This is a genomic window from Nonomuraea solani (assembly GCF_900108335.1).
GTDB lineage: Bacteria > Actinomycetota > Actinomycetes > Streptosporangiales > Streptosporangiaceae > Nonomuraea > Nonomuraea solani.
In genome coordinates, this window is sequence record NZ_FNVT01000001.1 from 638,760 (window position 1) to 663,610 (window position 24,851).

The 24,851-nt window shown below is 70.9% G+C and carries 24 protein-coding genes; 12 read left to right on the forward strand and 12 right to left on the reverse strand.

Annotated elements, in window-relative coordinates; genetic code table 11:
- Positions 1 to 38: 38 nt before the first annotated feature.
- The 5 genes from C4V41_RS02870 to C4V41_RS02890 are packed head-to-tail and all read right to left on the reverse strand — an operon-like array spanning position 39 to position 4,466.
- Positions 39 to 1,007 (reverse strand): branched-chain amino acid ABC transporter permease, encoded by a 969-nt coding sequence (locus C4V41_RS02870; protein WP_103954121.1) that lies wholly within the window; start codon positions 1,005 to 1,007, stop codon positions 39 to 41.
- Positions 1,004 to 1,864 (reverse strand): branched-chain amino acid ABC transporter permease, encoded by an 861-nt coding sequence (locus tag C4V41_RS02875; protein ID WP_103954122.1) that lies wholly within the window; start codon positions 1,862 to 1,864, stop codon positions 1,004 to 1,006. The genes C4V41_RS02870 and C4V41_RS02875 overlap by 4 nt, the downstream gene beginning before the upstream one ends.
- Complete coding sequence (locus C4V41_RS02880; protein ID WP_103954123.1) at positions 1,861 to 2,520, reverse strand: ABC transporter ATP-binding protein; 660 nt, start codon at positions 2,518 to 2,520, stop codon at positions 1,861 to 1,863. The genes C4V41_RS02875 and C4V41_RS02880 overlap by 4 nt, the downstream gene beginning before the upstream one ends.
- Positions 2,517 to 3,272: an ABC transporter ATP-binding protein gene (locus C4V41_RS02885; RefSeq protein WP_103954124.1), complete on the reverse strand. Its 756-nt coding sequence runs from the start codon at positions 3,270 to 3,272 to the stop codon at positions 2,517 to 2,519. The genes C4V41_RS02880 and C4V41_RS02885 overlap by 4 nt, the downstream gene beginning before the upstream one ends.
- Positions 3,273 to 3,275: 3 nt before the next feature.
- Positions 3,276 to 4,466, reverse strand: a complete 1,191-nt coding sequence (locus C4V41_RS02890) for an ABC transporter substrate-binding protein (RefSeq protein WP_103954125.1) — start codon at positions 4,464 to 4,466, stop codon at positions 3,276 to 3,278.
- Between the two features lie 89 nt (positions 4,467 to 4,555).
- On the opposite strand from C4V41_RS02890, the gene C4V41_RS02895 reads away from it, so the two are divergent.
- From C4V41_RS02895 to C4V41_RS02905, 3 genes are read left to right on the forward strand one after another with little or no spacing between them, the layout of a single operon-like run.
- Positions 4,556 to 5,362, forward strand: coding sequence for a PaaX family transcriptional regulator (locus tag C4V41_RS02895; RefSeq protein WP_103954126.1), 807 nt, complete (start codon positions 4,556 to 4,558; stop codon positions 5,360 to 5,362).
- A gap of 44 nt (positions 5,363 to 5,406) precedes the next feature.
- Positions 5,407 to 6,876 (forward strand): acyl-CoA synthetase, encoded by a 1,470-nt coding sequence (locus tag C4V41_RS02900; RefSeq protein WP_103954127.1) that lies wholly within the window; start codon positions 5,407 to 5,409, stop codon positions 6,874 to 6,876.
- 6 nt (positions 6,877 to 6,882) lie between these two features.
- Positions 6,883 to 7,983 (forward strand): 5-methyltetrahydropteroyltriglutamate--homocysteine S-methyltransferase, encoded by a 1,101-nt coding sequence (locus tag C4V41_RS02905; protein ID WP_103954128.1) that lies wholly within the window; start codon positions 6,883 to 6,885, stop codon positions 7,981 to 7,983.
- Here C4V41_RS02905 and C4V41_RS02910 read toward each other — a convergent pair.
- Positions 7,980 to 9,227, reverse strand: a complete 1,248-nt coding sequence (locus C4V41_RS02910; protein ID WP_103954129.1) for a Gfo/Idh/MocA family protein — start codon at positions 9,225 to 9,227, stop codon at positions 7,980 to 7,982. The two genes, C4V41_RS02905 and C4V41_RS02910, sit on opposite strands and share 4 nt — an antisense overlap.
- Positions 9,228 to 9,302: 75 nt before the next feature.
- On the opposite strand from C4V41_RS02910, the gene C4V41_RS02915 reads away from it, so the two are divergent.
- The 4 genes from C4V41_RS02915 to C4V41_RS02930 all read left to right on the forward strand — a co-directional run bounded on the left by C4V41_RS02915 (position 9,303) and on the right by C4V41_RS02930 (position 13,461).
- The gene (locus C4V41_RS02915; protein WP_103954130.1) at positions 9,303 to 10,430 is read left to right on the forward strand and encodes an ROK family transcriptional regulator; all 1,128 of its coding nucleotides are present in this window, start codon (positions 9,303 to 9,305) and stop codon (positions 10,428 to 10,430) included.
- A 70-nt stretch (positions 10,431 to 10,500) separates the two neighbouring features.
- Positions 10,501 to 11,754 (forward strand): ABC transporter substrate-binding protein, encoded by a 1,254-nt coding sequence (locus tag C4V41_RS02920; RefSeq protein ID WP_103954131.1) that lies wholly within the window; start codon positions 10,501 to 10,503, stop codon positions 11,752 to 11,754.
- Complete coding sequence (locus C4V41_RS02925) at positions 11,751 to 12,653, forward strand: carbohydrate ABC transporter permease (protein WP_235029872.1); 903 nt, start codon at positions 11,751 to 11,753, stop codon at positions 12,651 to 12,653. The genes C4V41_RS02920 and C4V41_RS02925 overlap by 4 nt, the downstream gene beginning before the upstream one ends.
- Positions 12,646 to 13,461 (forward strand): carbohydrate ABC transporter permease, encoded by an 816-nt coding sequence (locus C4V41_RS02930; RefSeq protein ID WP_103954132.1) that lies wholly within the window; start codon positions 12,646 to 12,648, stop codon positions 13,459 to 13,461. The genes C4V41_RS02925 and C4V41_RS02930 overlap by 8 nt, the downstream gene beginning before the upstream one ends.
- Before the next feature lie 38 nt (positions 13,462 to 13,499).
- Here C4V41_RS02930 and C4V41_RS02935 read toward each other — a convergent pair whose 3' ends face one another.
- From C4V41_RS02935 to C4V41_RS02945, 3 genes are all read right to left on the reverse strand, one after another.
- Positions 13,500 to 14,834 (reverse strand): glycoside hydrolase family 30 protein, encoded by a 1,335-nt coding sequence (locus C4V41_RS02935; RefSeq protein ID WP_103954133.1) that lies wholly within the window; start codon positions 14,832 to 14,834, stop codon positions 13,500 to 13,502.
- A 90-nt stretch (positions 14,835 to 14,924) separates the two neighbouring features.
- Positions 14,925 to 15,485: a hypothetical protein gene (locus C4V41_RS02940; RefSeq protein ID WP_103954134.1), complete on the reverse strand. Its 561-nt coding sequence runs from the start codon at positions 15,483 to 15,485 to the stop codon at positions 14,925 to 14,927.
- A gap of 98 nt (positions 15,486 to 15,583) precedes the next feature.
- On the reverse strand, positions 15,584 to 16,351 hold the full coding sequence (locus tag C4V41_RS02945) for a hypothetical protein (protein WP_103954135.1): 768 nt from the start codon (positions 16,349 to 16,351) through the stop codon (positions 15,584 to 15,586).
- A gap of 134 nt (positions 16,352 to 16,485) precedes the next feature.
- On the opposite strand from C4V41_RS02945, the gene C4V41_RS02950 reads away from it, so the two are divergent.
- Together C4V41_RS02950 and C4V41_RS02955 are read left to right on the forward strand one after the other, a co-directional pair.
- The gene (locus C4V41_RS02950; RefSeq protein WP_146103504.1) at positions 16,486 to 18,222 is read left to right on the forward strand and encodes a hypothetical protein; all 1,737 of its coding nucleotides are present in this window, start codon (positions 16,486 to 16,488) and stop codon (positions 18,220 to 18,222) included.
- A complete protein-coding gene (locus C4V41_RS02955) occupies positions 18,219 to 18,566 on the forward strand; it encodes a hypothetical protein (protein ID WP_146103505.1) in 348 nt (115 codons plus the stop codon). Before C4V41_RS02950 ends, C4V41_RS02955 begins: the two co-directional genes overlap by 4 nt.
- A gap of 74 nt (positions 18,567 to 18,640) precedes the next feature.
- Here the strand turns inward: C4V41_RS02955 and C4V41_RS02960 are convergent, their stop codons facing one another.
- Together C4V41_RS02960 and C4V41_RS02965 are read right to left on the reverse strand one after the other, a co-directional pair.
- Positions 18,641 to 19,888 carry a lamin tail domain-containing protein gene (locus C4V41_RS02960; protein WP_103954138.1) on the reverse strand — a complete coding sequence of 416 codons (1,248 nt, stop codon included), beginning with the start codon at positions 19,886 to 19,888 and terminating at the stop codon, positions 18,641 to 18,643.
- A 79-nt stretch (positions 19,889 to 19,967) separates the two neighbouring features.
- Positions 19,968 to 20,690 carry a TetR/AcrR family transcriptional regulator gene (locus C4V41_RS02965; protein ID WP_103954139.1) on the reverse strand — a complete coding sequence of 241 codons (723 nt, stop codon included), beginning with the start codon at positions 20,688 to 20,690 and terminating at the stop codon, positions 19,968 to 19,970.
- A 132-nt stretch (positions 20,691 to 20,822) separates the two neighbouring features.
- On the opposite strand from C4V41_RS02965, the gene C4V41_RS02970 reads away from it, so the two are divergent.
- The 3 genes from C4V41_RS02970 to C4V41_RS02980 are packed head-to-tail and all read left to right on the forward strand — an operon-like array spanning position 20,823 to position 23,380.
- Entirely contained in the window at positions 20,823 to 21,104 is a 282-nt protein-coding gene (locus tag C4V41_RS02970; protein WP_103954140.1) for an FmdB family zinc ribbon protein, read from the forward strand.
- A 15-nt stretch (positions 21,105 to 21,119) separates the two neighbouring features.
- The gene (fmdA, locus tag C4V41_RS02975; RefSeq protein ID WP_103954141.1) at positions 21,120 to 22,367 is read left to right on the forward strand and encodes a formamidase; all 1,248 of its coding nucleotides are present in this window, start codon (positions 21,120 to 21,122) and stop codon (positions 22,365 to 22,367) included.
- Positions 22,367 to 23,380: an alpha/beta fold hydrolase gene (locus C4V41_RS02980; protein WP_103954142.1), complete on the forward strand. Its 1,014-nt coding sequence runs from the start codon at positions 22,367 to 22,369 to the stop codon at positions 23,378 to 23,380. The genes fmdA and C4V41_RS02980 overlap by 1 nt, the downstream gene beginning before the upstream one ends.
- Here C4V41_RS02980 and C4V41_RS02985 read toward each other — a convergent pair.
- Positions 23,377 to 24,804, reverse strand: coding sequence for a multicopper oxidase family protein (locus C4V41_RS02985; RefSeq protein ID WP_235029873.1), 1,428 nt, complete (start codon positions 24,802 to 24,804; stop codon positions 23,377 to 23,379). The two genes, C4V41_RS02980 and C4V41_RS02985, sit on opposite strands and share 4 nt — an antisense overlap.
- Positions 24,805 to 24,851 lie beyond the last annotated feature (47 nt).

Below are 24,851 nucleotides of genomic sequence, written 5' to 3' on the forward strand. Positions count from 1 at the left end.
GTTCAGTGTTACGCGCGGATGTCAAACCGGAAAGGGGCTCATCGGCGCGCGGTGTCGCGGTCTCTGGAGAGGCGGCCGGTGATCGCCGGGACCAGGCCGTTCGGCAGGAACAGCACCACCAGGATCAGGACGAGCGCGTACACGGCGTAAGAAAGCACACTGGGGGCATACGTCGGCATCCCCGGCAGTGAGGCCAGCCGGTCCAGCCCCTGCACCAGCAGGGTGATCGCGCCCGCCCCCACCACGGCCCCCCAGATCGTGCCCAGCCCGCCCACCACCGCCATGACGATGTACTGGATCGAGATGAGCACCGGGAACGACCCTGGCGCCACGTACCCGGTGTAGAAGCAGTAGATCCCCCCGGCCAGCCCGGCGAAGGCGGCGGACAGGGCGAAGACCACCAGCTTGTAGCGGCCGACCGGGATGCCCGAGGACGCGGCCGCGATCTCGCTGGTGGCCAGCGCGCGCAGGGCGCGGCCGGGGCGTGAGGTGATGACGTTGTGGGTCACCAGCATGACCAGCGCCAGCCCGCCCCACGTCATGTACGCGTACGCCGCCGCGCCCCCCACCTCGAACGACCCCACCGAGAACTGCGGAATGGCCTGCAGCCCGATGTCCCCGCCGGTGAACTCCAGTTGCCCGGCCAGCGAGAGCAGGATGAGCTGCATGGCCAGCGTGGCGAACGCCAGGTGGTGGCCGCGCAGCCGCAGCAGCGGCGTGCCGATGACGAGCGCGGACAGGGCGGCCACCACGGGCGCGGCCAGCAGCCCGGCCAGGGGAGGCACGCCGCCGAGCGCGAGGAGGGCGGCGGTGTAGGCGCCGATGGCGTAGAAGGCACCCTGGCCGAGGGACACCTGGCCGGCGTACCCCATGAGCAGCGACACCCCGACCGTGACCATGGCGGCCAGGCCGAGCAGGATGTAGACGGCCAGCCCGCTGTCGTCGAGCACCGCGGGCAGGACGAGCGTCGCGGCGGCGACCAGCAGCCCGGCACCCAGTTTGATCATGTGAGCTCCTGGGAGATGGCCGGGCGGCGGCTCGCCTGCACGATCATGACGACGAGCATGAGACCGAGGGCGACCTCCAGTTGGTGGGACCCGTAGCCGTAGCCGGCGGCCATGGTCTCGGCCACGCCCAGCAGCAGCGCGCCGACCAGGGTGATCACCGGCCGGGTGAGCGCCCCGAAGACGGCCGCGGCGAAGCCGTTGACGATGAGCGTGACGTCGGTGTCGAACGAGATCGGCCGCAGCGGCGTGACCAGCACCCCCGCGATGCCGCCGAGCAGCCCGCCCAGCGCGAACGCCAGCAGCCCCATCCGCCGCACGTCGATGCCGACCACCCGGGCGGCGTACGGGTTGGAGGCGCACGCCGTCAGCGCCTTGCCCAGGTAGGTACGCCCGAAGAAGAGCGCCAGCAGCACGAACGTGGCCGCCGTCACCCCGATGACCAGCAGGTGCTGCGTCTGGATGCGCGCCCCCGCCACCGTCACCGAGCCCGCCAGCCCGGGCGCGGACCGCGGCTGGTCGCCCCACAGCACGATCTCCACGGCGTAGGCCAGCACGCCGACGCCGAGCGTGACGATCAGCGACGACAGCGCCGTCGTGCCGGGTTTGCCGATGGCGGCCAGCCCGGTCAGCAGGCCCGCGAACGCCGCCACCAGCACGGCGGCCACCTCGCTCAGCCCGTGCGGGAACCCGAGCCCGAGCAGCGACGACGTGCACAGCCCGGCGACCACCGCGAACGTCCCCTGGGCGAAGTTCACCACCCCGGTGACCCGGTGGATGACGACCAGGCCGCTGGCGATCAGCGCGATGGCGCAGCCGACGGCCAGCCCGTTCAGCAGGTAGGTGAGGAATGCGCTCATGTGATCGTCCCGCCCAGGTACGCGCTGGCCACCCGCGGATCGCCGGCCAGCTCCGCGCACTCGCCCTCGGTCACCAGCCGCCCGGACTCCAGGACGTACGCCCGCGAGCACAGCTCGAACGCCAGCCGCGCGTTCTGCTCGATGAGCAGCACGGTCAGCCCCATCGACCGGTTCAGCTCGGTGAGGTGCCCGGCCAGATCGGCGGTCACGTTCGGGGCCAGGCCCAGGGACAGCTCGTCGACCACGAGCACCGACGGGCGCGACATCATGGCCCGCCCGAACGCCACCATCTGCTGCTCGCCCCCGGACAGCACGCCCGCCCGCCGCCCCGCCAGGTCGGCCAGCCGGGGCAGCAGGTCGTAGACGAAGGACGGGTCGCGCTCGCCGGAGCGCCAGCCGCCCAGCACCAGGTTGTCGATGACCGACAAATCCGGGAAAAGCTGGCGGCCTTCCGGGATCAGCGCCAACCGGCCGCCGATCTCCACCGTCCCCGAAGCGGGCCGCAGCAGGCCCGCGAGCGTGTTGGCCAGCGTCGACTTGCCGGCGCCGTTGGGGCCGAGCAGCGCCACCATCTCGCCCTTGCCGACGTGCAGCGTGACGTGCTCCAGCGCGGTCGCGGTGCCGTACGAGACCACCAGGTCCTGGACGTCGATCATGAGGCCTGTCCGAGGTAGGCGGCGAGCACGAGTGGGTCGTTCCGCACCTCGGCCGGCGAGCCGTCGGCGATGACCTGCCCCAGGTCGAGCACCACGACCCGGTCGGCGAGCCGGGTCACGAACGCCACGTCGTGCTCGATGAGCAGGATCGTCAGCCCGCCCGCGCGCAGCTCCTCGACCAGCGCGGCCAGCCGCTCGCGCTCCTGGCCGCGCAGCCCGGAGGCGGGCTCGTCGAGCAGCAGCAGCCGGGGCCGCGCGCACAGGGCGCGGGCCAGTTGCAGCGCGCGCTGCTGCCCGATCGGCAGCCGGTCGGCGGGCCGGTCCGCCCATTCGGACAGGCCCACGCGTTCCAGAGCCGTGGCGGCCTCGGCCGCGATCTCGCGCTCGTCGCGCCGGTGCCGGGGCAGCCGCAGCGCCGCCGAGACGAACCCCGCCCCGGTACGCCCGTGCAGCCCGACCATGACGTTCTCCCTGACCGTCATGCCGCGGAACACCCGGGCCGCCTGGAAGACGATCGACATGCCGAGCCGGGCCCGCCGGTGCGGCGCGAGCCGGTCCACGCGGTGCCCGAGGAACGAGATCTGCCCGTGGTCGGCCGCCAGATGCCCGGTGATCAGGTTGAAGAGGGTGGACTTGCCGGCCCCGTTCGGGCCGATGACGCCGCAGACCTCGCCGTCCGCGACGCTCAGCGACACGTCGCGGACGGCGTAGACGCCCCCGAAGGAGCGGGATACCCCGGTGACCGTCAGCACGCCTCACCCCGCCGCGGTGACGGTCTTGGCGAGCTGCTCCTTGGCCCACTCGGTGGGCACGAACTGACCGTTCTTGACCGTGTTGACCGAGATGAACTCGGGGGACAGCCCGGAGTGGTCGGTGGCGGAGTAGCGGAAGCGGCCGTTCGGCGTGATCAGGTCCATGGTCTCCAGCGCCTGCTGCACCTTGGCCTTGTCGGTGCTGTTCGCCTTCCTGATCGCCTCGAACAGCAGCAGCGAGGCGCTGTAGCCGTCCTGCGCGAACTGCGGTGGCGGATAGCCGTGTTTCTGCTGGTACGGCTTGGCCATCTGCTCGATGATCTGTTTCTGCTTACCGGCGGGCAGGCTGTCGCCGACCACGCCGATGGCGCTCTGCACGGTCATGCCCTCGGCCGCCGCGCCCATCGGCTCCAGCCACAGCTTGCTGGCCTGCGACGCGGTCAGGAACAGCGGCGTCTTGAGGCCCGAGGCGACGTACTGCTTGGCGGCCGTCACCCCGGGCGCTCCCGAGCCCCAGAACACCAGGGCCTCGGCCTTGGAGTCGCGTACGTGCTGGAAGACCGGGCTGAAGTCGGAGGTGGTGGTCTCGTACGACTCGTCGACGGCGATCGTCACGCCGTACTTCGGGGCCAGGGCCACCATGGAGGCGTGGCCGGAGACCGAGTAGGCGCTCTTGGAGTCCCAGGCCACCGCGATCGTCTTGATGTTCTCGGCCTGGATGTACTGCAGGTAGCGCTCGGCGTACATGCTGGACAGGGCGGGCGTGACGAAGATGTACGACTTGATCGGCTCGACCTGCTCCTGGGCCGGCGCCAGCGACAGATAGGGCATCTTGTCGCGTTGTGCGAGCGGCTCGACCGCGAGCGCCGAGTTGGAGAACACGGGCCCGATCAGCGCGTCGATCTCGCCCTTGATCTGGTTGTAGGCCACGATGCCCTGGTCAGGGGCGGTCTTGTCGTCGCGGGCGACCAGCTCCACCTTGCGGCCCAGCAGTCCGCCCTGTGCGTTGACCTGCTCGACCGCCAGCTCGACGGCCTTCTTGTCCTCACTGCCCAGCGGCGTGTAGTTGCCGGTGAGAGAGACGATGAGGCCCACTTTGATCGGATCCTGCCCGCCGGATCCGTCTCCTCCGCCGCCGCCGCACGCGGTGACGGCCAGCAGGAGACAGGCCAGGGACGGTAGAAGCCTGCGCATCAGGACCTCCTGGACCGGGCGATGTGGCCCCGAATGTAGGCAGGTACATTACGGCTGTCAATAGAGTGCCGAATATCCGGAGACACTGTATGAGGCCGCAATCGGTGATCCTGACCTTTCTCGGAGACCACGTGTACGGCCGCGGGATCTGCGTCGCGTCGCAGAGCTTCATCGAGGCGTTCGCCAGCGTCGGGATCTCGGAGGAGGCCACGCGCTCCGCGCTCACCCGGATGGTCGGGCGCGGCCTGCTGCGCCGGCAGCGCTCGGGCCGCCGCATGTACTTCGGTCTCACCCCGACCAGCACCGAGGTGCTCAAGGACGGCGAGCGGCGCATCTGGCACAGCGGCGTGGTCAACGACGCCGACGAGGACCGGTGGACGCTGATCGGCTTCTCGCTGCCCGAGTCCTGGCAGCGGCAGCGGCACGAGCTGCGCTCACGGCTGGTCTGGGCCGGGTTCGGGCCGCTGCAGAACGGCCTGTGGATGGCCCCTGGCGAGGTGGACGCGGCGGGCGTGGTCGAGGACCTGGGCGCGAACGTCAAGGTGTTCGCCGCCGAGCCCCGGCACCCGACCGACATGCAGGCCCTGGTCGGGGACGCCTACGACCTGGCGGGGCTGGGCGACCGCTACCGGGCGTTCCTGGCACGCTGGGACCAGGCCGACCCCGCGCCGGACGCGCCCGACGACCTGGCCCGCTCGCTCATGCTGCTCACCGGCTGGCTGCAGATCATCAGGACCGACCCCCGGCTGCCGCTGCGCTACCTGCCGCACGACTGGCCCGCCGAGAAGGCCCAGCGGGTCTGCCACACGCTGCACGAGCGTTTCAGGGCGGAGGCGGCGGAGGTCGCCGCGCGCCTTCTCGACACTGTCCCCGACGAAAGTTGGGCAGAACGGTGACAGCCATCGCATAGTGGCCTAACTTGAGGGCTTGAGGAGGCCCGATGCGGAATCAGGGGATTGGCTCGTGGCCGGCCCGCCGGGCCCGCATGACGCCCGACAAGGTCGCACTGTCGTACCGAGGACGTGACTACACCTACCGTGACCTGCGCGAACGGGTGAATAGGCTGGCCTCGGCGCTGGACGTGCGGCGCGGCGACCGGGTCGCCTTCCTCGGGGCCAACCAGCCCGCGATGGTGGAGACGTTCTTCGCGGCAGGGCTGCTGGGGGCGGTGTTCGTCCCGCTCAACACCCGCCTCGCCATGCCGGAGCTGCGCTTCATCCTCGATGACGCCGAGCCGGCGGTCCTCGTGCTGGGCGCGGAGCGCGACGGCGCCGGGCTGCCCGGGCGTCACTTGACGGCCGCCGCGTACGAGGACCTGCTCATGACCGGCTCGCCCGAGCCGATCGACGCGCCCGTGGGCCAGGACGACGTGTGCCTGATCATGTACACCTCCGGCACCACCGGCCGCCCCAAGGGCGCCATGCTCACCCACGCCAACCTGACCTGGAACACCGTCAACCTGCTCGTGGACGTTCCGCTCGCGCACGACGAGGTGACGCTGATCAGCGCGCCCATGTTCCACATCGCGGCACTGGCCCAGACCCTGATCCCGAGCGTGCTCAAGGGCGGGCGGGCCATCCTGGAGCCGTCGTTCGACGTGGGCAGGACGTTCGACCTGATCGAGTCGGAGCGGGTGACGGTGATGTTCGGGGTGCCGTCGATGTTCGGCCTGCTGACGCGCTCCGAACGCTGGGCCGGGGCCGACCTGTCGAGCCTGCGGCACCTGCTGTGCGGCGGCGCGCCGGTGCCCGAGCCGCTGATCCGGACCTACCAGGACCGGGGACTGACGTTCCTGCAGGGTTACGGCATGACAGAGACCGCGCCCGGCGCGCTCTTCCTCGGGGCCGAGCACTCGATCGCCAAGGCCGGGTCGGCGGGCGTGCCGTGCTTCTTCGCCGACGTCCGCTTGCTCGCTCCCGACGGCTCTCCCGCCGCCCCCGGCGAGCCGGGCGAGGTGTACGTCGAGGGCCCCAACGTGATGCCCGGCTACTGGCGGCGCGCGAAGGAGACCGCCGAGGTCCTGTCCGCCGACGGCTGGTTCCGCTCCGGCGACATCGGCGTGGCCGACGACGACGGCTACGTGCGCATCTCCGACCGCATCAACGACGTGATCATCTCCGGCGGCGAGAACATCTATCCCGCCGAGGTGGAGAGCGCCCTGTACGAGCACGCCGCCGTCGCCGAGTGCGCGGTGATCGGCGTGCCGGACGAGAAGTGGGGCGAGGTGGGTAAGGCCCTGGTGGTGCCGCGCCCCGGTGCCGAGGTGGCGCCGGGCGACCTGCTGAAGCACCTGGACGGCCGGCTGGCCCGCTTCAAAATCCCGAAATATCTGGAATTCGTGGCTGAACTACCCAAGAACGCGGCGGGCAAGCTGCTCAAGGCCCCGCTCAGAAAGCTCTACGGAGGATGATCTGTCATGCGTACCTCACCACCCTTCCGCGCCGATCACGTCGGCAGCCTCCTCCGGCCGCCCGCCCTGCTCCAAGCCCGTGAGACCCTGACCGGCGACGCCCTGCGCGAGGCCGAGGACGCGGCGATCAGGGACGTGGTGCGCAAGCAGCGCGACGCCGGGCTGCGGAGCGCGACCGACGGCGAGTTCCGCCGGGCCTCCTGGCACATGGACTTCATCTACCGGCTCAGCGGCATCGGCCAGGCCGCCGACGAGCGCATCACGGTCCGCTTCCACAACGAGCAGGGGGATCTCGAATACACCCCGGCCGCGCTGCGCGTGCACGACCGGATCAGGCTGAGCGAGCCGATCTTCGCCGACGACTTCACGTTCCTGCGCGACACGGTGAGCGGGGTGGTGCCCAAGCTGACCATCCCGTCGCCCAGCATGGTGCACTACCGGGGCGGCCCGGCCGCCATCGACCCGAAGGTCTACCCCGACGTCGAGGAGTTCTGGCGTGACCTGAGCGCGGCCTACGCCGAGCAGGTCAGCAGGATCGGCGCGCTGGGGTGCACGTATCTGCAGTTCGACGACACGAGCCTGGCCTACCTGAACGACCCGGCGCAGCGGGCCGAGCTGACCGAGCGCGGCGACGACGCCGAGCACATGCACCTGCGCTACATCAGGCAGATCAACGCCGCGCTGGCCGCCAAGCCGGCCGGCATGACGATCACCACGCACATGTGCCGCGGCAACTACCAGTCCTCCTGGGTGGCCTCCGGCGGCTACGACTTCGTCGCGGAGGCGCTGTTCAACGAGCTGCGGGTGGACGGCTTCTTCCTGGAGTACGACGACGAGCGGTCGGGCGGGTTCGAGCCGCTGCGGTTCGTGCCGCCGGGCAAGATGGTGGTGCTCGGGCTGGTCACGACCAAGCACGGCGAGCTGGAGTCGAAGGACACGCTCAAGCGGCGCATCGACGAGGCGGCCAAGTTCATCGACCTCGACCAGCTCTGCCTGTCGCCCCAGTGCGGCTTCTCCTCCACGGTCGAGGGCAACCGGCTCACCGAGGACCAGCAGTTCGCCAAGATCCGCCTGATCGTCGAGACCGCCCAGGAGGTCTGGGGCTAGAGGACGACCACGGTTCCCGTCAGGCGGGCCTGTTCGGCGGCCCACACGACGCGGTGCGTCATCAGGCTCTCCGCGCCGTCCGAGCGCAGCAGTGAGGCGTCGCCCGAGGCGACGGCGGCGAGGAAGGCGTCGGTGAGCCCTTCGTCGCCGCCGCCATGTCCGTCCGCCGCCGAAGGGCCCGCCTCGCCGTCCGTCGCGATGATCTCCTCCGCGCCCGTCCTGAAGTCCACCAGCCGCAGCGTGCGCCCGTCCCCCTCGATGTGGCCGTGGGTGCCGAACAGGCGGGTGCGCCGGTGCTCCATCGGGGTGAACGCGCTCATCGTGAACGAGCAGGTGCCGCCGTCGTCGAACTCCATCACGACCTCCTGGTGGTCCACGACGTCGTTGTCGCAGGCGTACACGCAGCGTCCGTACGGGCCGGTGCGCAGCGCGTCCAGCACCTCCGCCTCCGTACGCCCGGCGGTGACCGCCGACAGCGGCCAGAACTCGCTGTCCGGATCGCCGAGGCACCCCAGGTAGAGCCGCGGCGCCGAGTAAGGGCACGCCGGTTCGAGCGGGCAGTCCAGGCACCGGTCGGCGGCTCCAGTCGGCCGCTCCTCGGCCCGGAAGTGCGACAGCGAGCCGAACGACGAGACCCGCGCCGGCGGCCGGCCGAACAGGTGCACCAGCCAGTCGATGTCGTGGCACGCCTTGGCCAGCAGCATCGGCGCCGAGGTGTCCTGGCGGCGCCAGTGCCCGCGTACGAACGAGTGTGCCTGATGCCACCACCCCACCGGCTCCAGGTGCTGTACGCTGACCAGCCGCCCGATCCGCCCCTCGTCCAGCAGCCTCTTGACCACCCGCGTGTACGGCGTGTACCGCAGCACGTGGCACACCGCCAGCAGGATGCCGTTGCGCCGGGCCGCGTCGGCGATCGTGGTCGCCTCCGGCTCGCTCGTCGCCATGGGCTTCTCCAGGAGTATGTGGTAACCGAGGTCCGCCAGCGTCACCGCGGGCCCGGTGTGCATCCGGTCGTGCGTGGCGATGACCGCCGCGTCCGCCACCCGCCCGGCCGCCGCCAGCTCCTCCCAGCCCGCGTGCGCGCCCTCGGGGGCGATGCCGAACTCCGCCGCGAAGGCCGCGCGGCGCTCCGGGTCGGGCTCGGCCACCGCCACCACCCGCCCCGCGCCCGTGGCGTGCGCGCGGCGCGCGTAGGTCAGCCCTCGCAGGCCGCCTCCGACGACGGCTAGAGTCACCTGGGTCATTGCACCATCCCCCGACGGAAATATCATGGAGACCATCATTATTCGGGCTGAAAAAGCGCACGGCAAGGGGGGCCGATGGCCGGGGAACTGAGCGGTGGTGACCTGTCCAGGCTGCGGCAGCTCAACGCCCTCGCCGTGATCAAGGCGCTGCAGGGCGGGCCGTCGCTCACGCTCACCGAGGTCGCCAAGCACACCGGGCTGTCGCGGGCGTCCACCGAGGACGTGGTCCGCGAGCTGCTCGGCAAGGGCTGGCTGGCCGAGGCGGGCGCCACCGCGGGCGGGGTGGGCCGCCCGGCCAGGCGCTACCGGTTCCGGGCCGACGCCGGGCGGGTGCTCGGCATCGACATCGGCGGGCACAAGATCCGCGCCGTGGTCGCCGACCTGGACGGCAACGTCGAGCACAGCGCCGGCGTGCCCGTCACGCCCGAGATGGGCCGGCTCGACCGGCTGGCGGCCGTGGACCGCGCCGCGGCCGAGTGCCTGGCGGCGGCCGGGATGACCGGCGCCGACGTCTGGGCCTCCGGCGTCGGCACGACGGGCCTGGTGGACGGCTCGGGGCGGGTGCTGCTCTCGGAGGCGCTGCCCGAGTGGACGGGCGTCGACCTGGCCGCCCACGTACGCCGGCTGGCCCCCGCCCCCGTGCTGGTCGAGAACGACAGCAAGCTCGCCGCCCTGGCCGAGTGCTGGCGCGGCGTGGCCCGCTACGCCAAGGACATGGTGTTCCTGCTGGCGGGGCTCCGCACCGGCGCGGGCCTGGTGATCGACGGCAAGCTGCACCGGGGCTTCGCCAACGCCTCCGGCGAGATCGGCGCGCTGCCGGTGCTCGGCTGGCTGCGCGCCCAGGAGCACCTGACCGCGGCCAGCGGCGAGGCGAGCGACGTGTTCGCCGCCGCGCGGGCCGGTGACAAGGCGGCCAACGCGGCCGTGCGCCGCTACGTCAAGGATCTGGCCCTGGGCGCGTCCGCGCTGGTCCTGGCGCTGGATCCGCAGATGGTCGTGGTCGGCGGCGGCTTCTCGCGCTCGGCCGACGTGCTCATCGAGCCGCTCAGGCGCGAGCTCGACCGCTGGTGCATCCGTACGCCAGAGGTGCGCATGTCGGCGCTCGGCGACGAGGCCGTGGTGCTCGGCGCGGTCCGGCTCGCGCTCGACGACGTCGAGGACCGCGTGCTCGACGGGCGCACGCCGCTCGTGAGCCAGCTGTAACACGGCCACTCTTGACCACAATTTCACTGGACTCCATCATTACTCCCACGTTCTAGGAGAGGACTGGGAGATGTGGAAGTCGGCACGGAGCGGTGCGGCCCTCCTCTGCGCGGCACTGCTCGCCTCCGCGTGCGGCGGCGGTGAGCAGGCCGGCACGAGCGCGCGGCCGGATGGAAAGGTGACGCTGTCCTACGGCGTCTGGGACGCACCGCAGCAGGCGGTGATGCGGGAACTGGCCGCGGAGTTCACCAAGACGCACCCGAACGTCGCCATCGACGTCCAGCTCACGCCCTGGGTCGACTACTGGACGAAGCTCAAGGCCGCGGTCAGCGGCGGCGCGGCGCCCGACGTCTTCTGGATGAACGGCCCCAATTTCCAGCTCTACGCCTCCAACGGCGTGATCAAGCCGATCGAGGAGCAGGTCGACACCTCGGTCTACCCCAAGTCGCTGGTGGACCTCTACACCTACGACGGCAAGCTGTACGGCCTGCCGAAGGACATGGACACGGTCGGCGTCTGGTACAACAAAACGCTCTTCGACGCCGCGAAGGTGAAATATCCGGCGGCCGACTGGACCTGGGCCGACTTCAAGGAGACCGCCGCCAAGCTGACCGACTCCGCGAAGGGCGTCTACGCCGTCGGGGCGCAGCTCACGAGCTTCCAGGAATACCAGTACAACACCATCTACCAGGCCGGCGGCCACGTGCTCTCCCCGGACGGCAAGAAGTCCGGCTACGACGACCCCAAGACGATCGAGGGCCTGAAGTTCTGGACCGACCTCATCGCCGCCAAGCAGTCGCCCGACCTCAAGACCATGACCGACACCGCCCCGCTCCAGCTCTTCGAGGCCGGCAAGCTGGCGATGTACTGGGGCGGCTCGTGGAACGTGGCCGAGTTCACCAACAACGACTACACCAAGGACAAGGTGGACGTCGCCCCGCTGCCCAAGGGCGAGAAGCAGGCCACGATCATCCACGGCGTCGCCAACGTGGTGTCGGCCAAGACCGAGCACCCGGCCGAGGCGTGGGAGTTCGTCAAGTTCCTCGGCTCCAAGCCGGCCGCCGACATCCTGGGCAAGAAGGGCCCGATCCCGGCCTACAACGGCACGCAGAACGACTGGGTGGCCGCCCATCCCGACCTGAAACTGCAGGTGTTCCTGGACGCGGTGGCGTACGCGGTGCCCTACCCCGTCTCCAAGAACACCGCGGCCTGGCAGGAGGCCGAGCTCACCCACCTCACCAAGGCGTGGACCGGCGAGGTGCCCGTCGGCAAGGCGGCCGCGGACCTGGCGGCCGGCATGAACGAGCTGCTGGCCAAGGAGTGACGACGCGCGGCCGCCGTACCGAGGCCCTGTGGGGGTACGCGTTCATCGCCCCCACCGGGCTCGGCCTGGCGATCTTCTACCTGTGGCCAGTCCTGCAGACCGCCTACTTCTCCTTCACCGAGTGGGGTGCGTTCGGCGGGCACACCTGGACCGGGCTGGACAACTACGCCCGGCTGCTCGGCGACCCCGAGGTGGGGCGGGCGGTGCTCAACACGCTGACCTACACCGTGCTCGGGCTGGTCGGGATCCCGCTGGCCATCGTGTTCGCCGCGCTGCTCAACCGGAAGGGGCTGCGCGGCGTGGGCGCGTACCGCACGGCGTTCTTCCTGCCCGTGGTGACCATGCCGGTCGCGGTCGCGATGCTCTGGCGCTGGCTCTACAACGGCGACTACGGCCTGGTCAACCAGGTGCTCGCCGTTGTCGGCATCGACGGGCCCAACTGGATCGCCGACCCCGCCACCGCCATGTACGCGCTGATCGTCGTCGGCATCTGGAGCAGCATCGGCTACAACCTGATCATCTTCCTGGCCGGGATGCAGGCCATCCCCAAGGAGCTGTACGAGGCCGCCGCCATGGACGGCGCCGGCCGGATCAGGCAGTTCTTCACGATCACACTGCCGATGTTGTCGCCGACCGCGTTCTTCATCTCGATCGTCTCGGTGATCGGCTCGCTGCAGCTCTTCGACCTGGTCTTCGTGATGACCGGGTCCGGGCCGGCGGCGCGGGCCAACCCGGCCTACGGGCGGCTGCAGACCGTCGTGCAGCTCTTCTACGAGCGGGCCTTCGTCACCAACGACCGCGGCTACGCGGCCGCCATCGTGATCGCGCTGCTGGTGCTCATCGCGGCGCTGACGGTCGCGCAGTTCCGGCTTCAGCGGAAGTGGGTGCACTATGTCTGAGCGCCGCCCGTACGGCGTGCACGCGGTGCTGGTCGCGGCCTCGCTCGCGATGGTGGCGCCGTTCGCCTGGCAGATCGTCACCTCGCTCAAGACGCTCAGCTCCGCCACCCAGGTGCCGCCCTCGCTGCTGCCCGAGGGTCGCTGGGACAACTACGCCAAGGTCTTCGACCTGCTGCCGTTCGGCGAGCAGTTCCTCAACACCGTGATCATGGCCGCGGGCCGGGTGACCGGGCAGGTGCTGTTCTGCTCGATGGCCGCCTACGCCTTCGCCCGCCTGCGCTTTCCCGGCCGGAACGTGCTGTTCGGCGGGTTCCTGTCCGTGTTGATGGTGCCGCCGCAGCTCTTCGTGATCCCGCAGTATCAGATCATGTCCTCGCTCGGCTGGCTCAACAGCCTGCAGGCGATCATCGTGCCGGGGCTGTTCAGCGCGTTCGGGGTGTTCCTGCTGCGGCAGTTCTTCCTCGGGCTGCCGCGCGAGATCGAGGAGGCGGCCCGGATCGACGGCGCCGGGCCGGTGCGGATCTACTGGTCCATCATGCTGCCGCTGGCCCGGCCCGGGCTGGTGGCGCTGGCCATCCTCACCCTGCTGTGGGCGTGGAACGACCTGTTCTGGCCGCTGGTGGTCAACACCGATCCGGAGAAGATGACGCTGTCGGCCGGCCTGGCGGCCCTCCAGGGGCAGTACCAGACCGACTACCCGGTCCTCATGGCCGGCTCGCTGATCGCCTCGCTGCCCGTGATCGCCGTGTTCGTGTTCCTGCAGCGCCAGTTCATCCAGGGCATCGCGCACACCGGCACCAAGGGCTGACCCGGCGGGAGCCCGCAAGCTCCCGCCGGGCCCCCGTGTCAGCGGGTGACGATCGTGGTGAGCGCCCTCGGTTGCAGCGTCACGGTGCGGCCCGTCACCGCCGACGGGGTGAGCGAGTTGGTGTTGTCGGTGACGTACGCCGTCGCCCGGCCCCGCACGCCCTGCCACGTGACGGGCGCGGTGCCGGTGTTGAGCACCTCGACGACGCGCGAGCCGTCGGGGTTGCGGAACGCTGAAACTTTCAGCGCCGGATCGGCCGCCGACGCCTCCAGCCGCACCGCGCCGGGCCGGATGAACCGGCTGTACGCGGCCAGCGCCCACAGCCGCTTCGACACGTGATACGTCTTGGCCACCTCGTCGAGCTGCAGCAGCGCCCTGGTCGCGCCGCGCGAGCCGCCCAGCCAGTAGACATAGGCGCTGACGTTGCCCAGCGTGAGCGCGTCATGGACGGCCTGGGCGATCGTGAAGCCGTCGTAGCCGCTGCCGTCGTCCCAGTTCTCGTTCCAGGTGTTGCCGTTGGGGTTCCACTCCGACATCCACGTCTTCCTGCTCGTGGGCAGCGGGGCGTCCACGGGGCTGGCGTAGGTGTGGCCGGTGTGCACCTTGACGTGCCGGCGGGCCTGCGGGTCGGCCTCGATCGCCGCCGTGTACGCCTTGGACTCGTTCCAGCCGAAGGAGTCGCAGCAGACCACGTTCGTGCCCCTGGGGACCACCGGGCCGAGCACCTTGACGAACTCGGCGGCCTGCTGCGGGGTGAAGCGCATGGAGGCGTACGTGGCCGTCCAGTCGGGCTCGTTCGTGAACCCCAGGTCGGTGATCTTGATGCCCTCCTTGGCGTAGAACTTCGTGTAGGCCACCAGGTAGTTCGCGTACGCCTGCCGCCACTCGGGCAGCAGCGTGCCGCCGTTCTTGTCGTCGCCGTTGTCCTTCATGTAGCCGGGCGCGCTCCAGGCGTCGGCGAAGAAGCGCTTGACCCCGTACCGCTGGGCCTCCTTGGCCACCCAGACCTGGCTGTTGTCGTCGCCGTCCCAGATGTACTTCGGCGGGGCGTCCGGGCCGCCGGGGTTCTCGGGCTGAATCGTCACCATGTGGTCGTACGGGCTGCCGGTGGGGGAGGAGCCGATGCCGAGCCGCAGAATGCTCAGCCCCGCCCCCTTCGTCCGGTCGAACCACAGGTCGAGGACCTCGCGCTGCTGCGCCGCCGGCAGCGCCTCCAGGAGTTCGTTGCGCCGGAACGCCTGGGAGACGCCGAAGCCGTCCATCTCCTGGTGCCGGACCCGCTCGTTCACAGTGACGACGGGCGGGGCGGCGGGCTGCGCCGGGTGCGCCGCCGGAAGGCCGAGTAGGGTGATCGCGACAAATCCGCGTAGCATGGCGCCTCCGAAAGTTTCGGCGTGGGGTCGATACGTTTCGCCAATCGCCGGAACCGTAAGCGTCCGGAGGCGCCCCCGTCAATGCCTGAGTCAGTGCGTCGACTCGGCTCGCTCCTTGATGGTCAGCATCTGGCGGCGCATCGTCAGGAAGTCGCCGACGTCCGTCATCGCGAGGTAGCCGGTGCCGCGCAGGGTGGACTCGGCGCGCACGCGGAGCCGGAAGATCATGCGGGTCCCGCCGTCGAGCTCGCTCAGGGAGACGCAGCAGCTCGTGGTGGCGTCGGCGCCGCGCATGAGCAGGACGAGGGTGTTCGGCGGCTCCATCCGCTCGACGACGAACCCGCCCTCGTCGAGCACGTCACCGACCTTGAGGCCCTGCTGCTCGCCGGCCGCGTCCGGGCTCGCCGCCGCCCGGGTGCTGCCGGGGCGGTAGCCGCCGAGCCGGACGACCCAGGCCCACACGGAGGCGGGCGGCGCGTCGATGGTGATGGCGCGGGTGGCCTGGTGCTGCGGGTGCCGGATGAGGTCGTCGCCGGGCATCGCGGCGTGCACCTCCCGGTCGTCGGCGCCCCAGCGGAGATGCCACGGGCGGACGGCGAACAGGTAGCCTGCCGCCGCGCCGGCCGCCAGCCTGAACAGAGAGCGCGTCATTAACATTCGAACTCCTTGGTTTCGCCGGTTGGGACGCCCAGTCTCTGACGCGCGGCGCGATTTGGGTAGCTATTTCATGATTTAGGGCTTTATAAAGATCAGATTTGGTCGGGCTTCCAGAGCGTAAGATCGTACGTTTCCGCGATCGGCCGCCAGGCTCTGGAGAAGCGGGTCTTGGCCTTGTGCGCCGTTTCCGATTTGGCCAGTCCTGCCTGGTAGTCGCGGTCGGCCGCCACGGGCCCCGCGCAGTCCGCGCTCACGTGGCGGCGCGCCCACGCGAGGAAGGCGGCGTCGGCCGCGTGCGAGGCGTCCAGGGCGTCGACCAGCGCGTCCTTGAGCTCCGTACCCGAGGGGAGCGCCGTCACGGCGAGCGCCCTGGCGGCGGCGAGTTGTTCGCGGCGGCCGGCGGTGATGTCCCGGATGCTCCGCACCCCGTCGCGCTCGCACCGGGTCGCGCTCGCGATGGCGTCGGACAGGCTGGAGCGCGTCGAACTGCTGCTGGACAGCAGTTCCTCCATCCGCTCGGCCTGCCGCTGGGCGACCGGCCTGGCGGGGGTCGCCGCGACGGACCCCGCGTCGGTGGAAGCGGGCGGCGGGACCTGCCCCGCGCTGCCGCTCCCGGCCGGGGCGAAGCCGCGACCGGCCACGATCCACCAGGTCACGGCCAGCGCGAGAACGGCCGCGAACAGGCTGATCAGCACGGAGGGCCGGCGCCAGGCCGGGCGGCGCCGGGCGACGGGCTCCTGGTGGTGGGGCCGCACACCCGGGGCGGCCTGGTGGGCCTGGCAGCGGGGGCACTGGGGGAGGGTGCCGACGTGGGAGCCGCAGCGCGGGCAGAAGCGGCCGGAGCCGGATTCGTAGGCCAAAGCGCCCTCCCGGAATATCACAAATAAATGGGGCAAAATGGTCAATGCCCACGAGACTATTCGCCAACAACCTACCCTTCCGGCAATGGTCGCTCATATGCTCATGCCCGCACGGATAAATGACGGGAGAGGTCATGGTCGTCAATAGTTCCGGTGTGGACTCGCAGGCGGGCGGCTCCCAGATGAGCAATGTGACCCGCTACCTCAGCGCCGCCGCCTACCTCGACAGCGGCTTCCGCGACAGGGTGCTGGGCGAGCTGCTGTTCGACCCGTACCGGGCGGTGCCTCCCTCGTACGGCGGATTCGACGTCATGCCGGTGCTCCACCACTGCCGGCGCTCCCGCTCGATGCTCCTGGTCCGCGACGGCCTGATCACCGCGTTCTTCGTCATCGGCCTCGTGATGGCCCCGCTGCCCACGATCGCGTGGTTGTCCGCGCTGTTGCCCTTCGTGCTGCTCACCGTGCGCGCGATCCGGCGCGGGCCGCTGTTCCTGCGGGTGCTGATCTGGCTCTGGGCCGGCTACTCGGTCTTCTCCCTGTTCGTCGGGCTGGTCCTCGTCGATCTCGGCCGGGTGCTGGGCCGGATGGTCGGCGGGGGCTTCACGGGCGGCTCGTCGGAGGCCCTCTTCGCGGCGGGCCTCGGCTCGCTGGTGCAGGCGCTGGTCATCCCGGTCGCCACGCTCGGCGTCGCGCTGGTGTACCGGTTCGCCGTCTACATGACCCTCGCCGGCTCCCTGCGCCCCGGCGCGCCCGAGCCCGTCACCCCGGCCGGCGACGACAGGACGGGCCGCCGCCTCGACTACCTCCGCCGGGCGCAGTGGGGCAACGTCACGATGTACGACAACGAGGACGCGTTCATGGGCGCCGGGTCCGTCCGGCGGAGCTGGTCCATCGCCGTCGAGCTCGACCGCGTGCGCGGCGAGGCGGGCGGCGAACGGCGGGACGAGCCGGTCGACATCGACCCGGTCGACCTGCACGGCTTCGTCAGGGAGCGGCTCGCCGAGATGCGCGACCGGGTGCTGCGGCCCAACGAGGGCATCCAGCGGCTGGACATCGGCGACCACGTGGTGACGCGCGGGCTGTTCACGGTGGCCGACTGGCACCGCGACCGCAAGGTGGTGGCGCATCCGTTCATCGGCCAGGACGGGCTGCCCAGGTTCATGGCCACGCCCGAGGAGATCGCGGCCATCGCCCGGCATCCGCAGGGCGGCGTGCGCTACTACCAGCGGGTCACGATCAACAACGCCGGGCAGGAGATCCGCGACCTGCGGGGCAACCTCGTCGCGCCCGCCGAGGACCAGGAGGCGCTGACGTCGGCGTTCATCTATCTGGCGGTCGAGGGGCGGATGCTCTACACGCAGTTCGTGGTGACCGTGCTGCCCCCGGCGTACGGGCCGTACCACGTGGTGGACCGGCTGCCCACGATGACCGGCGGGCGGATCGCGTGGGAGTCGGTCAGGATGCTGCGGCTGGAGCTGCTGCGCGACGTGCTGGCCGCGCCGGTGCGGGTGGTGCGCGCCGGGGTGCAGGCGATCCGGCAGAGCGCCATGACGCCGGATCCGCGCAAGCACATCGTCTATCCGTACGGGGCGGGCTTCAGCGTCCGGCAGCTCGGCGCGGACGAGGAGCTGCAGACCTACATCCAGGTCCTCGACGTGAACAAGTACACCAAGATGATCGAGCAGCGGCTCACCGAGGCGGTCCTGGACTTCCTCGAAGAGCGCGGGATCGAGACCGGGGCCTACCGGTTGCAGGCGGCCGGCGTGATCACGGACAACAGCGTCAACGTGAACGTGCAGGAGGGCGGCGTCTTCAGCGGCGCGATGGGCGTCGGGCAGAACGCCTCGGCGACGGTGAACAAGCGGGCATGAGTGAGGAGCGGGCCATGGAGTACCGGGTGGACGTCAGTGGCGGGGAGGTCAGCGGGGCCATCGCGATGGGGCCCGGCGCCCGGGCGACCGTCAACAACGTCGGCGCGCGCGGGGAGGCCGGGCCACTGCTGGACCGGCTGGAACGGCTGCTCGGGGAGCACGCGGCGGACCTGCCGGAGGCGGCGCAGGCGGGGCGGGACGTCGAGGACGTCCGGCGGGAGCTGGAGCAGGCGGAACCGGACAGGTCGCGCATTCTGGACGCGCTCAAGCGGCTGTCGGTGCGGGCGGCCGAGGTGTCGGTGATCGTGGAGGTCGTCTCCCAGATCCGCGCCCTCTTCCCGTGACGCGCCCTCTTCCCGTGACACGCTCTTTCCCGTGACACGCCGGGGCCCCGAGGGCCCCGGCGCACGGCGTGCCGTCAGCGGCCGAAGCAGATCGTGCGGCCCGCCTTGACGCGGTCGGCCGGGTACGTCACGCGATCGATCGAGGCGCCCTGCCGGTCGGCCAGGATGATGGTGTCACCCCTGTTGCCGAGTTGCAGGGCCCCGCCCAGCGTCACCCGGAGCGTGGTCCCGCCCTCGACGGAGCCGCTCAGCGCCTCGCGGCCCCCGGCGGCGTCCACCAGCGCCCAGCCCGTCAGGTCGATCGCGGCGGACGTCACGTTGAGCAGGGTGACGCTCTCGTTGCCGCGGTCCGTCCCCAGCGGGTCCGGCAGCGCGGCCACGATGAGCAGGTCGCCGGCCGCGACCGGCGGTTTGCCCCCGCCACCTCCCGGCACGGGGTCCGGGCTGATGATGAAGTCTTCCGGCCACATCGTGAGCTGGATCTGCTGCCCCGACCCCTTGACCACGTCGTGCAGGTTGCCCCGCTCAAGCTTGGGGATCAGGAACAGCTCGTCGTCCCGGTTGACCGGGTCGGCCCGCAGCCAGGCGTCGAAGCCGTCGAAGTCGGTGGCCTGCGCCAGGAACGGCACCAGCCGCCGGAACAACTTCGGCCACATCACCAGCCGCTCGGCGTCGTCGAGGTCGTTCACCGTCGCCGCGCCGTTGGGGTCGGCGGTCGAGCGCGGCCAGATGCCGGCGGCCTTGCGCCGGGCGGCCTGGGACACCTCCGCCAGATGCGTACGCAGGTCGGCGGGCAGCGTGGCGTAGAACGCCGGATAGACCAGCCCCTCGGCCAGCAGCCTGCCGTTCACGGACTGGTCCACCATGGGCGGGTCCAGGAACACCGAGGCGCCGTCGGGGCCCGGATGCTCGCCCGTGAAGACGAAGGCGATCAGGCGGCCGTTGCCGTCGATGCCGTTGGAGAGCACGTAGCCGCGGATGGAGTCCTGGTCCGCCTTCTCCACCTTGTTCGGCAGATCGCGCCAGAAGACCACGTTACGGAAGCCGAGCAGCTCCAGCAGCCTGTCCCGCGCCGCGTTGGCCCCTTCCAGCTCCTGGTGGGTCTCCGCGAAGTGGGTCTCCAGCGCGTCGATGGCTTCGAGGCGGGCGGAGATGCCGCGACGGTTGATCTGCGGCGGTGTGCCCGAGCGCCGTGGCAGCCCCTCCACCAGCGAGGGCGTGTCGGGCAGGAACTTCACGGTGTCGCCGTCGGGCTCGGGGCCCTGTCTCGGGAGATCCGGATACCGGATGACGAAGTTGCCGCGTAGCAGCGTGTAGCTCATGGATGCCCCCCATCCTGTTCCCCCGACCATTGGTCAGCGGAGCGTAACTCTCATATCGGGCACCGTCCATGCACGCTGTCTACTTCTCCGGCAGGCGGGACTGGAGGCCGTCGAGGACGCGTTCGAGGCCGTACTCGAAGGCGTCCTGGCCGGTCTTCGAGGCGTCATCGCCGCGCTGCGCCGCGTACAGCGCGCGCAGGCGCGGGTAGTCCTGGACGGCCCGCTCGGCGGCCGGCCACAGGCGCTCGGCCCACTCCCGGGCGCTCTGCCCGCTGCGGGCGACCATGGACAGCCACGCGGCCTCGCTCGTCGAGACCCCGAGCACGAAGGCGGTGACCGTGGACACGGCCTGGTCGGCCTCTTCGAGCGAGAGGCCGGCGGTCTCGAAGACGCTCAGCATGTATTCGCTCTGCCGCAGCATGTTGGGCCCGAGGTAGGCCAGGCCCGCCTCGCCGAGCTTGGCGGCCATCCACGGGTGGCGCAGGATCACCGCGCGCAGGGCGCGCGCCACCTCGGTCGCGGTCGCCCGCCACTCGCCCGCGTCGGGCAGCGGCAGCTCGCCGTAGACCTCGTCCACGGCCAGCTCGAACAGCTCGTCCTTGCTGGCCACGTGCCGGTAGAGCGAGGTGGCGCCGGCGCCCAGCCTGCTGCCGAGGCGGCGCATGCTCAGGTTGTCGGCGCCCTCCTCGTCGAGCAGCCGCACGGCCTCGGCCACGATGGACTCCCTGTTGAGCACGGGCTGCTCGCGCTCGCGGCGCGGGCGGGCCCACACCGAGGGGATCTGCTGGTCGTCTGCTGGCATGATGTCTCCTCCCGGGCCCACCTTAGCGTACGACGTGCGCAGATGCGTACAGTGAACTCGCATATTGACGGAAATTTCCGGCGCACTAGATTTCTGACTACGTAACCCTCGCGCGATCGAGGTGACGGGCCCATGGCGACCTACGCCTACCAGTGCGCGGACTGCGGCCCCTTCGAGGTGCGCAGGCCGATCGGCACCGCCGAGCCCCGCGCGGAATGCGCGGGCTGCGGAGCGCCGGCCCCCCGCGTGTTCACGCCGCCACTGCTGGCGCGTACCCCGCCCGCCAAGGCCCGCGCGTTGCGCGCGCAGGAGGCCAGTGCCCACGAACCCCGGGTGGTGGACGGCGTGCCGCCGGCCGAACGGCGGCCCGCGCCCCCGCCCGACCCCCGCTGGGCCGGCCTGCCCCGCCCCTGACCCAGGGAGGACCCCATGCCGGACGTCGTCTTCAGCGTCGACCAGACCCTTTCCATGGCCGCCCAGATGGTCCCCGGCCACAACCGCTGGCACCCCGACATCCCGGCCGCGGCGAACGTGCGGCCCGGCTCGGAGTTCCGCGTCGAGTGCCGCGAGTGGACCGACGGGCAGATCGGCGACAACGACTCCGCGAGCGACGTACGCGACGTGGACCTGTCGGTCTGTCACATGCTCAGCGGCCCCATCGCGGTGCAGGGCGCCGAGCCCGGGGACCTGCTCGTCCTCGACATCCTCGACCTCGGCCCCGTGCCCCAGGCCGTCGGCGCCGCGCCCGGCGAGGGCTGGGGCTACACCGGGATCTTCGCCAGGGAGAACGGCGGCGGGTTCCTGACCGACCAGTTCCCGCAGGCGTACAAGGCGATCTGGGACTTCCACGGCCAGCAGGCGACCTCCCGCCACATTCCGGGCGTGCGCTTCACCGGAATCACGCACCCCGGCCTGTTCGGCACGGCGCCGTCGGCGGACCTGCTCGCCCGCTGGAACGCCAGGGAGCGGGCCCTCATCGACACCGACCCGGGACGGGTGCCGCCGCTCGCGCTGCCGCCGCTGCCCCAGGGCGCGCTGGCCGGCACGCTGAAGGGCCCGGAGCTGGAGCGGATAGGCAGGGAGGGCGCGCGTACGGTCCCCGCCAGGGAGAACGGCGGCAACCACGACATCAAGAACTTCACCCGCGGCGCCCGCGTCTTCTACCCCGTGCACGTGCCCGGCGCCCTGCTGTCGGGCGGCGACCTGCACTTCAGCCAGGGCGACGGCGAGATCAGCTTCTGCGGCGCCATCGAGATGGGCGGATACGTGGACTTCCACGTCGACCTCATCAAGGGCGGCATGGAGAAGTACGGCGTCACCACCAACCCGATCTTCATGCCGGGCAACGTCGAGCCGCGCTACACCGAGTTCCTGTCGTTCATCGGCATCTCGGTGGACCACGGCACCGACACGAACCTGTACAACGACGCCACGGTCGCCTACCGCAACGCCTGCCTGAACGCGATCGAGTACCTCAAGAAGTTCGGCTACAGCGGCGAGCAGGCGTATCTGCTGATCAGCGCCGCCCCGGTGGAGGGCCGGGTGAGCGGCATCGTCGACATCCCGAACGCCTGCTGCACCCTCTACCTGCCGACCGCCATCTTCGACTTCGACATCCGCCCCACGGCCGACGGCCCGCGCCGCGCCGACCGGGGCGCCTGCGCGGTGAGCGGCTGATGCTCGAATACAAGACCTTCGAGCTGGGGAATCTCACGCTCCAGCACGGCGCCACACTGCGCGGCGCCCGCCTGGCCTACCAGACCTACGGCGAGCTGGCGCCCGACCGCGGCAACGCGATCCTCTATCCGACCTGGTATTCGGGGCGGCACTGGGACAACGAGTGGCTGATCGGCCCCGGCATGACGCTCGATCCCGGCCGATATTTCATCATCGTCCCTAACATGCTCGGCAACGGCCTGTCCAGCTCGCCGAGCAACACCCCGCCGCCGTACGACCGGGCCAGATTCCCCCGGGTGACCGTGTACGACAACGTCGCCGCCCAGCACCGCCTGGTCACCGAGAAGTTCGGCATCGAGCGGCTGGCGCTGGTCACCGGCTGGTCCATGGGGGCCGGGCAGACGTACCAGTGGGCGGTCAGCCACCCCGAGATGGTGCCCAGGATCGCCCCGTTCTGCGGCTCGTCCCGTACCAGCACGCACAACCGGGTCTTCCTGGAGGGCGTCAAGGCCGCGCTGACCGCCGACGCCACCTTCGCCGGCGGCTGGTACGCCCACCCGCCCGTCACCGGCCTGCGCGCCGCGGCCCGGGTCTACGCGGGCTGGGGGTTCTCGCAGGCGTTCTACTGGCGTCACCTGTACGAGGAGCTCGGCTACAGCTCGCTCGAAGATTTCCTGGTCGGCTTCTGGGAGGGCTTCTTCCTCGACGACCGGGACGCCAACAACCTGCTGACCATGCTCTGGACCTGGCAGAACGCCGACGTCGGCCAGACCCCTGGATTCGGCGGCGACACGGTGGCCGCGCTCGGCTCGATCAAGGCGCGGGCCCTGGTGATGCCGGCCGAGAAGGACCTGTACTTCCCGCCGGAGGACGAGGAGTGGGCGGTCCGGCACATCCCCGACGCCGAGCTGCGTGTCATCCCGGGCGTATGGGGACACTTCGCCGGGCACGGAAGCAACCCCGAGGACACCCGCTTCATCGACGCCGCCCTGAGGGAGTTGATGTCGCTCTAGTGGCGCATGCTCGCGGTCCTGGCCGTCGCCGGGCCGTAGCCGAGCGCGCCCATCATGCCCTGCTCCTGGTGGTACAGGTTGTGGCAGTGGAACATCCACTCGCCCGGGTTGTCGGCGTGCACGTCGAGGTTCAGGCGTTCGCGCGGCTTGATGTTCACGGTGTCCTTGCGCGGCCCGCTCCGGCCCGTTCCGGTCCTGAGCTGGAAGGTGTGGCCGTGCAGGTGCATCGGGTGCCACATGGGCGACTGGTTGTCGAGCACGATCCTGATCGTCTCGCCCCGCTCCACCCGCAGCCGCATCGGGTCGTCGCTCAGCCTGCCGTTGAGCGTCCACTCGTTGCCGGACGGGCGCATGCCGAGCGTCACGGTGACGGTCCTGGCCGGGCGGGCCAGGTGGTCAGCACGCCGAGCATTCAGGTCCCCATATTTCAGCATCCGTCCGTCGAGCTGCGGCACCTTCACCTCCGACGGCGGCGCCACCGCGCGGCGCGCGGTCCGTACCACGGCGAACGCCCGCGCCCCCTTCCCCTCGGCCGTCGCGACCAGCGGGAACGCCCCCGCGTCGAGCGTGGCGACGAAGTCGTACCGTTCGCCCATCCCGATCACGAACGTGTCCACGGCGACGGGCCGGCACGGGAACCCGTCGGTGTGCGTCACGGTCATCCGATGCCCGCCGAGCGCCACCCGGAAGGCCGTGTCGGCCGCCGCGTTGATCACCCGGAACCTGACCCGCCTGCCCGGCCGGCTGTGGAACGTCATGGGCGCCTCCGGCGGCCGCCCGTTGACCAGGTAGAGCGGATGCCGCAACTCGCCCGCCACCCCGCCGAGCACCGTGCTGCGGATGGTGGCGTCGTGGGCGGTGGAGGCGTTCAGCCGCCTGAGCACGTCGTCGGGGGTGCCGCCGATGCCGTCCAGCCAGTCGTCGAGCACGACCGTGAACTCCTGGTCGTAGCCGAGCGGCTCACGCGGGTCGGCCACGATCAGCGTGCCGTACAGGCCGCGGTCGTTCTGCATGCCGACGTGCGAGTGGTAGAAGTACGTGCCCGGATCCGGCACCCGGAAGACGTAGTCGAAGCTGCCACCCGGCGGGGTGGGCTCCTGCGTGAAGCCGGGCGCGCCGTCCATCCGCGGGTCGATCCTGATGCCGTGCCAGTGCACCGTGGTGTCGGCCGGCAGCTCGTTGACCAGCCGCGCGCGGACGAGCTGCCCGGCCGTGGCCTCGATCGCCGGGCCCGGCAAGATGTCGTCGTAGGCCCAGGTGGTGACCGTCCTGCGGCCCAGGGAGAGGGTGGCAGGGCGGGCGCGCAGCACGTACGTGTGCGGCCGCGCCCACCCGGCCGCCACCCCCGGCGCCATGGTGGTGCCCACGGCCGCGAACACGCCCGTGACGAACACCCTGCGCGAAACGTTCCCCGCAATGTCCACAGATGACTCCCCCGTCCCCTTCGCAAGGTAACGGAGAGTGATCATCG

What these genes read in the sequence shown, in the direction of transcription:
- C4V41_RS02940 (WP_103954134.1), bottom strand. Translation starts at nt 15,485, where the DNA reads ATGACGCGCTCTCTGTTCAGGCTGGCGGCCGGCGCGGCGGCAGGCTAC.
- C4V41_RS02910 (WP_103954129.1), bottom strand. Translation starts at nt 9,227, where the DNA reads ATGACCCAGGTGACTCTAGCCGTCGTCGGAGGCGGCCTGCGAGGGCTG.
- C4V41_RS02970 (WP_103954140.1), top strand. Translation starts at nt 20,823, where the DNA reads ATGGCGACCTACGCCTACCAGTGCGCGGACTGCGGCCCCTTCGAGGTG.
- C4V41_RS02870 (WP_103954121.1), bottom strand. Translation starts at nt 1,007, where the DNA reads ATGATCAAACTGGGTGCCGGGCTGCTGGTCGCCGCCGCGACGCTCGTC.
- C4V41_RS02875 (WP_103954122.1), bottom strand. Translation starts at nt 1,864, where the DNA reads ATGAGCGCATTCCTCACCTACCTGCTGAACGGGCTGGCCGTCGGCTGC.
- C4V41_RS02905 (WP_103954128.1), top strand. Translation starts at nt 6,883, where the DNA reads ATGCGTACCTCACCACCCTTCCGCGCCGATCACGTCGGCAGCCTCCTC.
- C4V41_RS02915 (WP_103954130.1), top strand. Translation starts at nt 9,303, where the DNA reads ATGGCCGGGGAACTGAGCGGTGGTGACCTGTCCAGGCTGCGGCAGCTC.
- C4V41_RS02890 (WP_103954125.1), bottom strand. Translation starts at nt 4,466, where the DNA reads ATGCGCAGGCTTCTACCGTCCCTGGCCTGTCTCCTGCTGGCCGTCACC.
- C4V41_RS02955 (WP_146103505.1), top strand. Translation starts at nt 18,219, where the DNA reads ATGAGTGAGGAGCGGGCCATGGAGTACCGGGTGGACGTCAGTGGCGGG.
- fmdA (WP_103954141.1), top strand. Translation starts at nt 21,120, where the DNA reads ATGCCGGACGTCGTCTTCAGCGTCGACCAGACCCTTTCCATGGCCGCC.
- C4V41_RS02930 (WP_103954132.1), top strand. Translation starts at nt 12,646, where the DNA reads ATGTCTGAGCGCCGCCCGTACGGCGTGCACGCGGTGCTGGTCGCGGCC.
- C4V41_RS02900 (WP_103954127.1), top strand. Translation starts at nt 5,407, where the DNA reads ATGCGGAATCAGGGGATTGGCTCGTGGCCGGCCCGCCGGGCCCGCATG.
- C4V41_RS02880 (WP_103954123.1), bottom strand. Translation starts at nt 2,520, where the DNA reads ATGATCGACGTCCAGGACCTGGTGGTCTCGTACGGCACCGCGACCGCG.
- C4V41_RS02950 (WP_146103504.1), top strand. Translation starts at nt 16,486, where the DNA reads ATGGTCGTCAATAGTTCCGGTGTGGACTCGCAGGCGGGCGGCTCCCAG.
- C4V41_RS02895 (WP_103954126.1), top strand. Translation starts at nt 4,556, where the DNA reads ATGAGGCCGCAATCGGTGATCCTGACCTTTCTCGGAGACCACGTGTAC.
- C4V41_RS02980 (WP_103954142.1), top strand. Translation starts at nt 22,367, where the DNA reads ATGCTCGAATACAAGACCTTCGAGCTGGGGAATCTCACGCTCCAGCAC.
- C4V41_RS02965 (WP_103954139.1), bottom strand. Translation starts at nt 20,690, where the DNA reads ATGCCAGCAGACGACCAGCAGATCCCCTCGGTGTGGGCCCGCCCGCGC.
- C4V41_RS02920 (WP_103954131.1), top strand. Translation starts at nt 10,501, where the DNA reads ATGTGGAAGTCGGCACGGAGCGGTGCGGCCCTCCTCTGCGCGGCACTG.
- C4V41_RS02960 (WP_103954138.1), bottom strand. Translation starts at nt 19,888, where the DNA reads ATGAGCTACACGCTGCTACGCGGCAACTTCGTCATCCGGTATCCGGAT.
- C4V41_RS02935 (WP_103954133.1), bottom strand. Translation starts at nt 14,834, where the DNA reads ATGCTACGCGGATTTGTCGCGATCACCCTACTCGGCCTTCCGGCGGCG.